Below are 14,546 nucleotides of genomic sequence, written 5' to 3' on the forward strand. Positions count from 1 at the left end.
GTACAACAATGCGAATGCGAATGGCGGTGTGTCGTATGCGAATGCGAATAACGATGCCTCGAATGCGAATACGAATGTCGGCTCGCGTCTGGAAATCAAACAATCGGCGTACAGTACCGGGGACGTGTCCCCGAAGCGGTGCCGAGGGAGGCAAGCCCCAGCAAAAGCACCTTATTGGTGGAAAGCTGAAAAACCACGTGTCGGGTAGAGTTTGGTAGGTCGCAAGATTCGAAAAAGTCAGACCCGTAAGAAGGAAGGCGCAAGCCTTCAATGTATAATGAGAAAATAAATGATGCTTATGCGCAGGGAAGGTCATATCGTAGAGGAAGTGGTCGAGTATTCCAACATGGCGGAATCGTTCGACCGGGTTCTCCGTGGAACCCGACGTAAGAAAAGCCGCCAGGGGCGTTACCTCCTTGCGCACAGAGAAGAGGTCATTCATGAACTGACGGCACGTATAACCGCAGGAGAGTATACGGTGAAAGACTACCGTGAGCGTGTCATCAAGGAAGGCGGGAAGGTGCGCCGCATCCAGGTTCTTACCATGAAAGACCGCATCGCCGTGCATGCTGTTATGACCGTTGTTGACAGCCACCTGAAGTCACGGTTTATCCGTACGACCTCTGCAAGCATCAAAGGACGCGGAATGCATGACCTGCTGGCGTACATCAACCGTGACATGAAGGAAGACCCGGAGGGCACCCGGTACTGTTACAAGTTCGATATATCAAAGTTCTACGAAAGCGTGGAACAGGATTTTGTGATGTACTGTGTGCGGAGGGTGTTCAAGGATAAGAAACTTATCGCCATGCTTGACGGCTTCACCCGCATGATGCCGCAAGGGCTGAGTATCGGTCTGCGGTCGTCCCAGGGTCTTGGCAATCTCCTCCTGTCCGTATTCCTGGACCACTATCTGAAAGACAAGTACGGCGTGCGTCATTTTTACCGCTATTGCGATGACGGTGTGATACTCGCCGCAACCAAGGCGGAACTATGGCTTGTCCGTGACGCCGTCCATGAACAGGTCTCAAAGATGGGGCTTCAGGTCAAGCCTAATGAACGTGTCTTTCCGGTGGATGAAGGTATCGATTTCCTTGGGTATGTCACTTATGGACCGGACAACATCAGGCTGCGCAAGCGCATCAAACAGAAATTTGCCAGGAAGATGCACGAGGTGAAATCAAGAAAAAGGCGGCGTGAGCTTGTAGCGTCCTTTTACGGGATGGCCAAGCACGCCAACTGCAATAAGTTGTTTAATACATTAACAGGCAAAGAAATGAAAAGTTTTAAGGATTTGAACGTGGTTTACCGACCGGAAGATGGAGAAGTCTACTTTCCCGGTCCGAGGGTAAGCGTACGTGATTTGGTGAATGTTCCCATTACCGTTTATGACTGCACCTTTACGGCCAAGACACAATATGGTTCGGAGCGTTGTGTCATCGCAGTCATCGTGAACGGCGAGAAACAGAAATTTATTACAGACAGCAAGGAGATGAAGAATATCCTTCAGCAGATAAAGGATATTCCGGATGGTTTTCCTTTTGAAACGACAATAAAATCAGAACCCTATGACAAGGGTAAGGTAAAATACATATTTACATGAGAAGAGTGGAAGGAAGTACAGGGGCAAGGCTGCTGGAATGCACGAACCCCGTAAAGAACAAGTGGCGTGTCCGTTGGGATGTACAGGAGCACGAGAACGGAAATGCCTCTTACATGGAAGAAGAATTCAGTCATAAGCCTGCCGATGAGGAGATACGCTCCATGATTATGGCATGGTACAACGACCGGACAGATAAGGCTATTCTCTCGGGTTTCAGTTATGGGAACGTCCCGGTATGGCTGTCAAGTGAAAACCAGTTTAACTACAAGTCGGCTTACGACCTCGCCGTGCAGACGGACGGAAAGACGTTGCCGGTGACATTCAAGTTCGGGACCGACACGGAACCGCACTATCACACGTTTGAAACGCTGGAAGAGTTGACGGACTTCTACACGAAAGCCATGAAGCATATACAGGCAATGCTGGCTGATGGCTGGAAAAAGAAAGATACGTTCGATTTGAAGTTATATAGCAGCGAATAGCAGACAATCCCGTTCGGGGGGGGAGGGATAGAAAAAGCCCCCGGCCTGTTAATAGTCATCTCACCTACATATTAACGAACTGCAAGCGAACCCGCACGACCGGGGGCATAGACCCTCGTCGCGGGTTCGCTTTTTGTGTTCGTATGTAAGTGAGATGTTGCAAAAGTACAAAAAATAATTGGGATGAAGATAATTGAGATACTGAAATTTAACAGGGAACTGCTAAAACGGTTGCAGACAGCCGGAATAAGGCTTGATGATACAAGATACATAGACCTGTACGGCGAATATAAAGACATGCTGGATAGGGGAGAGAAGGTGTCTTACATAGTGGCTCTGCTTGCTGATAAGTATGAGGTGAGTGAACGTAAGGTGTATGGCTTGATAAAGCGTTTCCAGAGCGACTGCAAACCTGTTGCAGTGTGATTTATCGTGTCCCTTCTTTGCTCTGTTTGAAATTTAGGAACTTTGCCATGAGAAAATAAAAACAGAAATGAGAAAGCAATATTTATCAGCACCGCTGCCCTTTGTAGGGCAAAAGCGTATGTTCGCAAAAGAGTTTATCAAAGTATTGGAACAATATCCTGACGGTACCACATTCGTTGACTTGTTCGGAGGTTCCGGTCTGTTGTCACATATCTCCAAGTGCCAAAAGCCGAATTCAACCGTAGTTTATAATGACTATGACAATTACCGTAAGAGACTGGAATCCGTGCCACAGACAAATGCCTTGTTGGCAGAACTCCGGCAGATAGTGTCAGGTGTTCCACGCAATAAACCTATTACAGGAGAGGCGAGGGATAAAGTGTTCGCGTGTATACGGAAATATGAGCAGCGTTATGGATATGTAGATTTTATCACCATTTCGTCGTCCATTATGTTTTCCATGAAATACAAACTGAGTGTTGAGGATATGCAGAAGGAAACGCTGTACAATAAAATCAGGACAACTGACTATCAGCTGTCAGAAGATTATCTGGACGGATTGACCATCGTGTCAGAAGATTATAAGAAAGTGTTTGATAGATATAAGGACGTATCGGGTATTGTGTTCTTTGTTGACCCTCCATATTTAAGTACGGATGTTGGTACTTATAACATGTGCTGGAAATTATCGGATTACCTTGATGTCTTGACAGTCCTTGCCGGACATTCATTTATCTATTTTACTTCCAACAAGTCTTCCATATTAGAACTGTGTGACTGGATAGGCAAGAACAAACTTGTCGGCAATCCTTTTGAGCGGTGTACGAAAGTTATGTTCAATGCACACATGAACTATAATTCATCATACACGGATATGATGCTGTACAAGAAGGCCGTTTAAGTAGTATTTGAAAGCCGTTTGAATGATGAATAAATACCATATAATACTCGACAGGATATTGCGTGAAGGCAAGACACAGTCCAATAAGAAGGGCAATATAAAATATCTCCTGAATGAACGCTTGACCCTGTTCCCGGCAGATTTGCTTGACATATTCGAGAACCACGGGATAGCCCGTAAGAAACTGAAGTCCGAATTGCGACTGTTTATGCAAGGGGAGAGGAATGTGGAACGCTACCGTGATGCAGGGATAAACTGGTGGGACTATTGCGGAGCTGTTTTGGTAAACAGTTATCCTACATATTTTGAAAAATTGCCTCCCTTGATTTCAAAGATAAACCGGGAAAAACGGAACAGTAAGAATTATGTGCTTTTTCTCGGTGAGACCAATGCTGAAACGAACCAGGCTCCCTGCCTGAGCCTTGTACAGTTCCAGATAGATGACGGTGAACTGGTTGTCTCTGCATATCAGCGAAGCAGTGATGCCAATTTGGGATTACCCTCAGATATATATCATTTGTATTTAATGTCCCGACAAATTGATTTGCCATTGAAATCAATAACTTTAAACCTTGGAAATGTCCATGTCTATGAAAATAACATCAAGAGGACGGAAAGGTTGTTGAATGGTGATGAGAATGTAAAATTCGATTTGAATGTATGATATAAAAAAGGCATTTGATTTATCGTCAAATGCCTTTTTTGTGCCTTAAAATGTTTTTCAAATCACATTTCGTTTTTGGAGTGGAAAATCGCTTTTCGTTTTTGAAATCGCTCGCTTTTCGTTTTGCCGTGATTATTTGCATCAATTATTGCCCATAGGCACATCATAATCAGTATGAATTTTTTCATTTTATTATTGATTTTACTTAAATGTCTGTAATGACTGATTAATGTTCTTGAGAAGCACTGAATCGTTATACAGTTCAGCCCATTTCCTTGATTGTTCCAAATACATTCTGCCTTTAGCCATATTAGGCTTTATTATCGGATTAGGATTCACATAATAGCAGGCAAGCCGGTATGCCGCTTTAGCGTTTATATCAGGGTATTTTGAATCATTCAGTTCCAGTATCTTAGAAAACAAAGCCAGGGCCTCATTGCTGTACCTGTCTGTTTTCGGCAGGCCTTTTTTTTCTTCATCAAAGACCTCTATACCTAATATGCTTTTTCTTTTTAAGGATTCGTCTTCAATGTACCATCCATAAGTGTATGCCATCTGATAGATGGCCGGTATATATCTGAGATTACTCAGACTGTCCATCAAAGTAATGCCATGCTTGACTGTGGCGGTATTGTCACTGCTTATATCTGTCACTGCTATTTGATATAACTGTTCTATTGGGATTTCACAGGTCTCTTTGGGTTTGGACGGAGAGAAAAGAAATATGATGCATATAACAGTTATTGCTATTCCAATTCCAATTAGTCCGAATGTCCGGAGATACCTGTTCTTTGATCTGAGAGGATATTGTCTTGCTGTTGCAGACTCTTTAATGTCCTTTGCCGAAGGTCTGTTTCCCGGTTCTAAGGAGAGACAGTCGGAAATAAGGTGTTGTATATCAGAGGGGATATGACTTACGGGAGTGATCTGAATGGGGGATCCTGTTTGGAATTTTCCGCCCTCTTCTCCAAATGGAACTTTACCGGTCAGTATTTCATATAATGTGGCCCCAAACGCCCAAATATCGCTTTGCGGCATAGGTTCCGTATTCTCTTGAAATCTCTCCGGAGCCATATAAGCCATGGTGCCGCTGTTTTCTTCATCATAGTAATAGCCATGGTCGCCTCCGCTTCTGGAACTTATTCCAAAATCTGTGATGGCATAATCTTTAGAATTGTCAATCAATATGTTGGCCGGTTTGATGTCTTGATGAATTATGGTCGGATTATTGGTATGCAGTCTGTTAAGTCCTGATGACACGTCAAGAATGAATTTCCATATATCGTCTGCCGACAGTGTTTTCCCAATCAGTTGCTCTGAGGAGCCGTATTTACAGTAGGGTAGAACCAAATAAGGTATTCCGTCGAAGATAGAGAAATTGGTTGGTTGAAGCAGATTTTCATGACGGCATTCATAAACGATTTTAAATTCATCTCTAAACCGTTGCTCACCGTCAATGTCCAAGGCGTTCTTCGGGCGATAAACCTTTATTGCCACAAGCATTCCAGAGGCGTTATCCGGATTGTTTTCCGTATCTCCCATGGAGTCAATGGTGTTTGTATCTATTGCGAGCCATACATCGGCAGTACCGCCTTCCGTACTTAAAGGACGTAATAACTGATAATGACCGTCAAAGATTTTATCTTGTTGTGAAAATGTTTCTATTTCGGACATCTGTTCAATACAATTATGTTAACGGCATGGGGAAATGCCGTTAACATTTATTTGTAGTTTTATTTATTGTCTGATATGTGTTCCAAGGCTTTTGCCTTTATTTGGGACGGTGTTATATATGAGGATTTTGAATCGGCCGGAGTAAAAGGAGTCTGGCTCTTGTCTGTATATGAAACATAGCCTGTGGCACTGAATACAACTTTCAGTCTGTTACTCTTGTCGTAGAATACATATTGCGAGTTATTGCTTTCTGAAGAATTCAATATGTATTTTGACTTAAGCCATGTAAGTATATCTTTGGCACTGCTCATGAAGTTCTCGTCAAGATATACCCAGTATTCACACATCTTCTTTTTGGAGTTAAAGACAAATCCGACCATGACGGCATCCTTACTGTCATTAATATTGTAATAATCAGAACCGTCTTTTGAATAAGAATAATCAGAGAACAGGTATTCGTATTTCCACTCTGTCATTTCTTTGTTCACTGTATTGTCTGTCTGACCAAATAAGTAAGAGAAATCAGTCCATCTGTCGGTAGGAAGAATCTGCACAAATGATATAGTTGAAGCTTTGGTGTTATATAAAGCGCCAATAGGATTACCGTTGATTTTCTGGTCTGTGACATACGAATGAATCCCATTGTCGGAAGAAAGATGTTCGTATTTGTTATCAAGGAATTTCTTGATATTGGTTTGTGATACGTTGTCATTTAAACTTAACAGAATAAACTCCACATGTGTCTTGTCATAAATGCCTGTGATATACTTGACCGTATCTGTCAGGTAATCGTCAGAATAGTAAACCAATCCGTTTTTATCGTCTCTCCAAAGGTAATTTCCGCCTTTTAAACTGACAATCTCAGGAATTGTCTTGCCGAAAGCAAAAGAATAGTCTTCAAACATATTCTCGTGGTCAAATACTGTAACTTCATATACGGCAGTACCTTGATCTGTTATAATATCAATGTATGTATGACCGGCGGCTATAGCGGTAATCGTGCCGTCCGTGTTTTCCACTTTCACGACCTTTTCGTTATGTGAACCATATCCTTTGATGTTTGTTTTTATGAACTGTGAATATTCAGGAAGGCAGCTTTCCCCCGGCTTTAAGTTGACAGAACCCATTTGTCTGGCATAAGTGAATGTACCGACAGAGGTGCCTCCGTTTGTATATTCGGCTGTGTAGGCATAATCTGTTATGGCAATAACTTTCAGCATTAGTCTCATACTGACGCCACCCATTACCACGTTCATGGAAATCCGGTTGTCGTTTTCAATAGAGTAACGTCCGTCTTTAGTGTCATTGGAGAATTTCCAACCTCCTAAACTCGTATTTGAATAATAGAACACTCCCGAGGGCATGAATTTTTGTTTCTCCCATATTCCTTCCTCTGGATGGTCATAAACCCATTCTCCGATGATTTTGTTTATGCCGAGTTGTTGCGGAGTTGGATCAGAATCTGAATCACAAGCAGAAAAAGTTGTCATGCACAACAAGGAAAGCATGACGATGATGATTTTGTTTGTCATAATTTTAATACGTTTTTATTAATATCTGAATGTATAGCCGATATGTATCTGCAGATAATTGTTACGTTGTTTATATCCTGACATCAGGTTGCTTCCAGTATAGTCGAAGACTGTCCAGCGACTGCCTTCCCAATATCGTTTATTGGCCATGTTGGTAATCATAAGATTGTAGTCTACACCAATGCTGATACCGGAATACTCGTATGCAACTCCAAAGCGTGCACATACATTCATTCTTTTTAATGGGGAAGTCTCGAAATCCTGCGATTTATCCACTTTCGCGTAATTATGTTCCACATACGTTTCCGTATAAGAAACATTTTTCTTATACAGGTCCATTGTACCGGATGCTTGAATATGATGCGGATATAATTCTATACCGTCAAGCAGGTTGTCTGTCATGCCAAAACGGTCCATGGCGTATGCCTTTAATTTCTCTCCATCAGAAGTTCCTGATAATTTCATCTTTGCAGACAGTCCCCAGTTGATGACCGGTCCGACGTTTATCTGTATATGGCTGGTCTTTGTTACAGGAAATCTGTATGAGGCAAGAATGGGTATCTCTAATGCACTAAAGGTGTAATCTTCTTGATAGTTGTCTTGTATTTTTCCTTTTGCGTAATATATATCGGAACCGACCATTACATTTCTGACATCATTAGACTGGAAAGTATTCTTGTATTTATAGTGAATGAAATTCATTCCTGCTGTCAGATACAGGTTTTTATATACCCGTATATCGGCATAGCCTCCGAACGAAAAGCCCGATGAATTTGAGTAAGAAGCTTCTTCAAGACTTGTACCGTTCGCATAGTTTACAGGGCTACCGGTATAGCTGCCTCCAGATGAGGCGGAAATCATAGGAAACATGTAACCGGCATTGAAGCCAAAGGATAATGCCCTGCCACCGATTCCAGAGATCGGAATTATGGCAACCAACGGCTTTGCCTCCTGGCTGACATTAATACCTGATGTTTGTTTGCCGGTTGTAACGTTTACACTTGCTTCGCGGCTCATGTTTATCGGTTCATTGGGAGTACAATGTATTCTAAGCAGATTGTCTGCCACTTTCGTTACCTGGCACCAATGAGGGAAATCTCCGAATTTCCAGTCTTGGGCATCGGTCAGTATATTCACATATTCGTCTCCTCCATCCGGTCCGAAATGAAGTTCGTTTTTAGAGAATGCCAGATGGTCAAGTCCGGCACCCTGGTAAATGTTGATGACTACGGTTTTGGTTGAACTTTCCACTTTTATCTCTGCAGAGCGATCCTCGTTCTTGTCGTTGGCAAGAGCCGTTAATTTTATCTTACCGTTTTCCTTTGTTGATACAACCCAGCCGGGAATGCTTGTCACTTCCCAATTTGTATTGGAGCGGATTTCTATTGTATTTGTCTCGCCTTTGTAAGGAAAGGTAAGGTTCTCGACAGACGGAATCAACATTTCAGGTGCCTTTTCGTTTTTTACGAGAACAATTTTTGTCTTGTTCCCCATTCTTACCAATACTTCGCAAGTACGGTCAGAACTATCTTCATTTGCATCACTGATAATGTATATTTTCCCTTTCTCTTTTTTTATTTTGCACCAACCCTCGTTGTTGTCTTTGATAGATGCCGACCATGATCCGTTGCCGTCAACGGTAATGACATCCTGTCCGCCCTGATAAGGTATGACAACTTCATTGTCTGACAGGGAAAAAGGCTTGACCGTATTAGGTTTTCTAAGAATACGGTCTATCCAGGCAATTCTTTTCTCACTATCGGGAACATAAAGATTGTTGCCGCAGTTGATTACTTGCTGAAACTTAGATCTGGCTTTCTCCAGTTTTCCCTGCTCTACAAGGGTGTTTCCTTCTTGATACAACATCCTGCAGCTTTGAGCGGACATTTGTATATTGCCAATCCAAAACAGTGATGTTATAAATAACAAAGATTTAATCATAAACTATTTATTTTGTTTTTTAATACTCCCGACATTTTGTCTCGTTTCTCTGAAAAGACTTCTATTTGAAACGGTAAGTTTTCATTTGTAACAAAGTCAAGCGTGTCGCATATACCTTTGTATTCTTTTAAATCAGTAATGACATTCTGTATGGATGTTATTCTCTTATGTAGACTGTCACGGATTGTCCTGTCTTTATTTCGTTCTTTCAAAGCTTTTGAATATTTGGAAAATGCTTCATTTAATCGCTTTATGGACATACTGTAATTAATATGTTCTGCCGCATTTGTCTCTTGTTTTTGTAATGACAGAATAGAATCACCGCTATTTCTGTAAATGGTGAAAAGGTCTAACTCTTTTGGTTTTGAATTCCAAATAGAAAGGATGCAAAAAACAGAGCCTGTGATAAGTGATAAGATCCCCATAAACATGTAATGGTTCTTCTTTCCTTTTTTTTGTGCATATTCTGCGATATACTCTGCTGACGGACGTTTCTGCGGGTTTTCACTCAGACAAGCATATATTATAGACTTTATTTTTTTTGAAACAGCCGAGTTGATAGGGGGAATTTGTATTCCGTCAAGTTGAGCTGCCCCTCCTTTGTCTCCGAAAGGAACGTCTCCTGTCAGTAATTCATACACTGTTGCCCCCAAAGACCAGATGTCACTACTCGTATCAGGCTTGTAGCCGTCTTTGAATCTTTCTGGCGGCATATAAATTGTAGTTCCGCAGCTTTCATTATCCCAGTACAGGTCATTTTCGACTCCGGATTTAACGCTTATACCAAAATCTGTAATGCAATAGTTTCTATTGGTATCTATGAGAATATTTGCCGGTTTGATATCCTGATGGATTATGGGGGGATTGGATGAATGGAGGTAGTTTAGTCCTGAAGCCACATCGGACAGGAACTTCCAGATATCATCTTCATTACTGAACTTCCCGACAAGAGACTCTGCTGAGCCGTTTTCGCAAAACGGCATTACAAGATAAGGCATTCCGTCATAGATGGAGTAGTCTGTTGTCGGTAAAAGATTGGTATGATGACAATTGAATATAGTCTTGAACTCCGACCTGAAGTTCTGTTCACCATCTACGTCAAGAATACTTTTAGGCCGATATATCTTTATGGCAACAAGAACACCTGTTCCGTCAATACGTATCACATCGTCTGTTTCTTCCGACAATTTCGTATCAATGGACTCATAGTTCTCTGCCAGCCATACATCCGCAGTGCCACCTTCTGTACTTAGAAGCTTGATAAGCCTGTAATGTCCGTCGAAAAGAATCCCTTCATTTATGTATTTTCCTAAATCATGCATGTCACTGTAGGAATAGTACGTCTCCTTCTTTCAATTTCGAGAAAATGTTGATGTCGTTTAGTTTGGCAAGTGATGCCAGTTGAATACCGAATTTTTGTGATATTCCGTATAGAGTGTCATTTGATTTTATACGATATGTATCCTGAAGACCGGAATATTTCTTCTTCTTTTTTTCCAAATATACTATGTCGCCTTCTTTTATTTCTGTAGGAGTGGCTGTTTCATTATATTCCAATATCTTGGATTGGGGAATGTCGTATTTCAGGGCAATAGATGCAATGCTTTCACCCGGATAAAGGATTGTGCAACGGACATTGTTTATATCTACTACAAATTTCTTGACGATGCTTGTCATTTCGATCTCCTCCTCGCTTTCTTCAGTATCATCCATGACACAATCAGAGTTAAAAACAATTTTAGATGACGAAATATGTTTGGTTATCGTTACTGTTTTACCGGCACGCAGTTTTACGCCTCCGTTGATGGCATATAATTTGTATGCGTCAATGAATCCAATCAATGCTTTTGCATAGTTTCCGGCTGTTGCATATCCTGCTTTTTGAAGTCCAATTGCCCATGCCCTATAATCATATACGCTCTTTGAAAATAGGTTTCTATATCTGCCGTTGTTTTTTAGAAACAAGGCATGGTCGCGAAAGGAGTCTGCTGCTGAAGAATATTTTCGGAAGCGGCTTTTCTGACGCTCATCATCCCATGCGAGATATATCGGACCCGTCCAACCGCCATACGCCTTCACACCGAAATGATTGTTTGCATTTCTTGTCAATGAACTCTTTCCTGCCCCAGACTCCAGAATTCCTTGCGCCAAAGTTATGGATGCAGGTATGCCGTATTCCTTCTCTTGTGCCAATGCTATTTGACTGTACTGGGAGATATAAGAATGAATGTCTGAGGAGGATTGAGATTTAGTGGGGGCTATTGGCATCCACAAAACAAAAAAAACAAGGGAAAAATCTCTAAATAATAGCCTAAAATTTTTCATTGAATTTTTTTATGTCTTCTTCTGTCCAATTATCTGGATATTTTATACATACAATTCTATTTGAATTCCATTCGCATGCTTTCTGTACAATATCTCCAATAAATAACTCCCAATAGAAATTCACAGCAGTTTCTCCGATATGGGTTCTTTTTTCTATCCAATTACCCAATTCTATTCCTGTAAGCAATGCACCTGCGCATTGTATTAAAACGACTGTCGTTCCTGCCGCAGCAACGCTTCCTGCCCCTGTTCCTATTATTTTTGCTGCATGTTTCCATTTCACTACAACTTCCCCATAATTCTCTACGGCTTTAGTTATAGGTATTCCAATAGTTTTAACATTTGCTAAAGTTATATCCAATGAAGTGTTTATGGCATTGAACCCGACTTTCGCCATATCCAAAAATCTCAGTTCTCCTTTAAATGCTTTTCCTGTCACATTAATTATTTCAAATACGAGTCCGACCACTCCCATACCTTTCGGTACGTTTAATAAGTGTTCTGATAACTTTAGGCTTTTTTGGGAAATATTATATGCTGTAAATTGTCTAAATTTGGAATTGTGATTAATGTGAAACCATTTACCATGCCTATATTTTTCTGGTAATAACATTTCTTTAAGAATTTGATTCCAGTCTACATGAAGTGTTAAGTTTTTGGTTCGTTCATAGAAAATTATAAATTTTTGCCCAAGAATAAACGATATGCCATTAATTGGAGGATAAGAATTATCCCAGCCATCTTTCAATACTTGCCCAAACCATTTTGTTAGTTCGCTGGTCAGACTATTGGGTGGAGTTGCTTGTTTTGAAGTGCTATTTTTCAATAAGGGATTATACGTAATAGCTATCGACAGTAGTTTTTGCAAACAGGCAAAGGTGTAATCCCCCATGATACCATTCTCTGTGATGAATAGGAATCTTTGCAAACTTTTTACTGCTTCTTCAGTATTACAACCATAATATCCGTCAACTTCAAGAATTTTCCAACTGTTAGATATTTCATTTCTATGATGTATATATTGGAAATAGTATTGATTTTGTAAAAGTCTTGGTTTTGAATAATCTTCTCGAATAAGTACAATAGCCTTTGCTCTTGCTCTATTCAGCATTGTTTGAATTTCTTTTACCTTAGAATTAAAAACTAAAGGTGTTGTTTTTCGGTATTCCATAATATTAATATATGGTCTATTCTATACAATATAAGCCGATTTTTATTGGCATCAAAATGCATGAATTATTTTCAATAGTTCTTTTAAATGATAATTCAATATTCTTATTTAGGGCAATATCATAATTCTTCTTGTCCTTAAATTCAATATCGATATACAGTCCACGCTGGACTGAGGCTTGTCCGGCTGCTCCTTCAATATGAATCTTGATAAAGATTCTTTTGAATTCCTCTTTTCCATATATGGAGATAAGTTCCTTTCTGACAAATGCCTCTATATCCATCTTTGTGTAAAGCCGGTCGTTGGTAAGGGTATAATATCTTATCAGTTCATATCGTTGGTCCGCATTAGCCTTGTCCTTACCGCCTATGGCGGAAACGATGACAGGTACATTGTTCTCTATAACCGGCAGTTTCTTGCATTCTAACTTGGATGTCATGTCTGTTCCGGCTGTCACATCCAACATATTGCCTAAAGCGCCTTGAGTGGTCAGAAAAGAAACTTTTGTAACGGAACTTGTTATGGTTTGCTTTATGTTTTTCATCACATACGTTCCGCTGTCATATTTGAATTTGTCATTCTTCTCGCCAACGCTTTTGGCAATCTTATTCACCAACTCCTTCAGTCGTTTGATGTCCTGACCGTCTTTCAGGTTATTATACTCAATGAAGGCATAATAATCCTCTACGAAATGATTGTATAGATTACGGATGTCTCTATACAAGTCCCCGTTATGATAACAGTGTGCATCAAAATCACGTATTACGAATTCTTCTGATGACATGGAGAAGCCTTGCTTTTGTGCGGCATTGCTTGTCTCCAATACGGTAATAAAGAATGAATCTTCCTGTCTTTGTAGTTTTGCCACAGGAGCCGCCTGGGTTAAAGTAACTGAGTTTACGTCAATATTTACGACAGGTATTACATTGGCAATGACTTTGCAGTCGTCATTTATGATATAATTATCAGGAAATTCTATCTGCAACCAAAGGGTGTCTTCATTAAAACAATTCAGGATGTCGCTTTCAAGCCAGTTCTGGAAAATTCGTGGGTATGACCTTTTTCTAAATATGTCTCTATTGTGGGTCTTGTCTGTTATACAGAGTAATATTCCTCCTGGAAGTTCTTGAAGTATCTCTTGCCAATATTCAATGACAGACAGGAATCTTCCGGATACCTGTTGGGCATCAAAAGGTTCCAGCATCTCTATATCTTCCATTCTGTTCATTGTGCTGAACTCAATGGATTCGGAAGAGCCTCCTACGACGGATATGGTCTTGGGATATACATTATCCGTTTTTTGCAGGAATATGGAAAAACCGTCAAGCGATTCTATTTCTGCTTTTGTCTGAATGCCAATCCAGAGTTTATTGGGATGTTCCATAGACACATCGTATGTGTGTTCTTTGAACGTCAGTCTGTTTTGGGTCAGGACATATATATCCTCGCACGGTATGAGGGTGTTCTTAAACAGAGGGAGATAATTGATTGTTGCTTTGTTTGCCTTAGACTTGTATGAGAATGATGTTCCGGATTCAGTCTGTATGCAACTACAGTCTTTGTTCTTCTTAAAAACAGGAGACACCAATGCTATGGCCGGCATAGCCTCTATTTGCCGCATGGGAATAAAACTCTCACAAAACCGGTCAATAAGCTTTTGGTCGATACTTTCTATATAATCGCGTATTTTCTGCGTTTCATACAATAAAGCGACAAGCATCATTTTTGCAATCGGGTCCATCAGTTGATAGTCAACCGTCTCGGACATCATTGACTGCAAATGTTCAATTACGTCATTTATTCTTTTTTGCAATTCAATATCCATTG

Annotated in this window: 12 protein-coding genes; 5 read left to right on the forward strand and 7 right to left on the reverse strand. The window is 40.6% G+C overall.

All coding sequences use genetic code 11. The features are described from left to right. The first annotated feature begins 298 nt into the window (after window positions 1–298). From HPS56_RS04970 to HPS56_RS04990, 5 genes are all read left to right on the forward strand, one after another. Window positions 299–1,603, forward strand: coding sequence for a DUF8468 domain-containing protein (locus HPS56_RS04970; RefSeq protein ID WP_172274817.1), 1,305 nt, complete (start codon window positions 299–301; stop codon window positions 1,601–1,603). Beyond that, on the forward strand, window positions 1,600–2,085 hold the full coding sequence (locus HPS56_RS04975) for a DUF4376 domain-containing protein (RefSeq protein ID WP_172274820.1): 486 nt from the start codon (window positions 1,600–1,602) through the stop codon (window positions 2,083–2,085). The genes HPS56_RS04970 and HPS56_RS04975 overlap by 4 nt, the downstream gene beginning before the upstream one ends. A 183-nt stretch (window positions 2,086–2,268) precedes the next feature. Beyond that, window positions 2,269–2,511: a hypothetical protein gene (locus HPS56_RS04980; RefSeq protein ID WP_172274824.1), complete on the forward strand. Its 243-nt coding sequence runs from the start codon at window positions 2,269–2,271 to the stop codon at window positions 2,509–2,511. 67 nt (window positions 2,512–2,578) lie between these two features. Then, a complete protein-coding gene (locus HPS56_RS04985; RefSeq protein WP_172274827.1) occupies window positions 2,579–3,412 on the forward strand; it encodes a DNA adenine methylase in 834 nt (277 codons plus the stop codon). Between the two features lie 25 nt (window positions 3,413–3,437). Beyond that, entirely contained in the window at window positions 3,438–4,076 is a 639-nt protein-coding gene (locus HPS56_RS04990) for a thymidylate synthase (protein ID WP_172275131.1), read from the forward strand. Window positions 4,077–4,277: 201 nt separating this feature from the next. Here the strand turns inward: HPS56_RS04990 and HPS56_RS04995 are convergent, their stop codons facing one another. The 7 genes from HPS56_RS04995 to HPS56_RS05025 all read right to left on the reverse strand — a co-directional run bounded on the left by HPS56_RS04995 (window position 4,278) and on the right by HPS56_RS05025 (window position 14,544). After that, window positions 4,278–5,750: a serine/threonine-protein kinase gene (locus tag HPS56_RS04995; RefSeq protein WP_172274830.1), complete on the reverse strand. Its 1,473-nt coding sequence runs from the start codon at window positions 5,748–5,750 to the stop codon at window positions 4,278–4,280. A gap of 59 nt (window positions 5,751–5,809) precedes the next feature. Then, complete coding sequence (locus HPS56_RS05000; RefSeq protein WP_172274833.1) at window positions 5,810–7,282, reverse strand: hypothetical protein; 1,473 nt, start codon at window positions 7,280–7,282, stop codon at window positions 5,810–5,812. 18 nt (window positions 7,283–7,300) lie between these two features. Continuing rightward, entirely contained in the window at window positions 7,301–9,148 is a 1,848-nt protein-coding gene (locus tag HPS56_RS05005; protein WP_172274835.1) for a BACON domain-containing protein, read from the reverse strand. A gap of 71 nt (window positions 9,149–9,219) precedes the next feature. Then, window positions 9,220–10,545 (reverse strand): serine/threonine protein kinase, encoded by a 1,326-nt coding sequence (locus HPS56_RS05010; protein WP_172274838.1) that lies wholly within the window; start codon window positions 10,543–10,545, stop codon window positions 9,220–9,222. Window position 10,546: 1 nt separating this feature from the next. Next, window positions 10,547–11,416, reverse strand: coding sequence for a glucosaminidase domain-containing protein (locus HPS56_RS05015; protein WP_172274840.1), 870 nt, complete (start codon window positions 11,414–11,416; stop codon window positions 10,547–10,549). Window positions 11,417–11,534: 118 nt separating this feature from the next. Further along, window positions 11,535–12,719, reverse strand: a complete 1,185-nt coding sequence (locus tag HPS56_RS05020) for a peptidoglycan-binding domain-containing protein (RefSeq protein ID WP_172274844.1) — start codon at window positions 12,717–12,719, stop codon at window positions 11,535–11,537. Between the two features lie 16 nt (window positions 12,720–12,735). Then, a complete protein-coding gene (locus tag HPS56_RS05025) occupies window positions 12,736–14,544 on the reverse strand; it encodes a hypothetical protein (protein ID WP_172274847.1) in 1,809 nt (602 codons plus the stop codon). Window positions 14,545–14,546: the final 2 nt, after the last annotated feature.

The organism is Xylanibacter muris (genome assembly GCF_013166605.1).
GTDB lineage: Bacteria > Bacteroidota > Bacteroidia > Bacteroidales > Bacteroidaceae > Prevotella > Prevotella muris.

Coding starts and splice junctions, on each gene's coding strand:
- HPS56_RS04970 (WP_172274817.1), top strand. CDS start 299: ATGCGCAGGGAAGGTCATATCGTAGAGGAAGTGGTCGAGTATTCCAAC.
- HPS56_RS04975 (WP_172274820.1), top strand. CDS start 1,600: ATGAGAAGAGTGGAAGGAAGTACAGGGGCAAGGCTGCTGGAATGCACG.
- HPS56_RS04980 (WP_172274824.1), top strand. CDS start 2,269: ATGAAGATAATTGAGATACTGAAATTTAACAGGGAACTGCTAAAACGG.
- HPS56_RS04985 (WP_172274827.1), top strand. CDS start 2,579: ATGAGAAAGCAATATTTATCAGCACCGCTGCCCTTTGTAGGGCAAAAG.
- HPS56_RS04990 (WP_172275131.1), top strand. CDS start 3,438: ATGAATAAATACCATATAATACTCGACAGGATATTGCGTGAAGGCAAG.
- HPS56_RS04995 (WP_172274830.1), bottom strand. CDS start 5,750: ATGTCCGAAATAGAAACATTTTCACAACAAGATAAAATCTTTGACGGT.
- HPS56_RS05000 (WP_172274833.1), bottom strand. CDS start 7,282: ATGACAAACAAAATCATCATCGTCATGCTTTCCTTGTTGTGCATGACA.
- HPS56_RS05005 (WP_172274835.1), bottom strand. CDS start 9,148: ATGTTGTATCAAGAAGGAAACACCCTTGTAGAGCAGGGAAAACTGGAG.
- HPS56_RS05010 (WP_172274838.1), bottom strand. CDS start 10,545: ATGCATGATTTAGGAAAATACATAAATGAAGGGATTCTTTTCGACGGA.
- HPS56_RS05020 (WP_172274844.1), bottom strand. CDS start 12,719: ATGGAATACCGAAAAACAACACCTTTAGTTTTTAATTCTAAGGTAAAA.
- HPS56_RS05025 (WP_172274847.1), bottom strand. CDS start 14,544: ATGGATATTGAATTGCAAAAAAGAATAAATGACGTAATTGAACATTTG.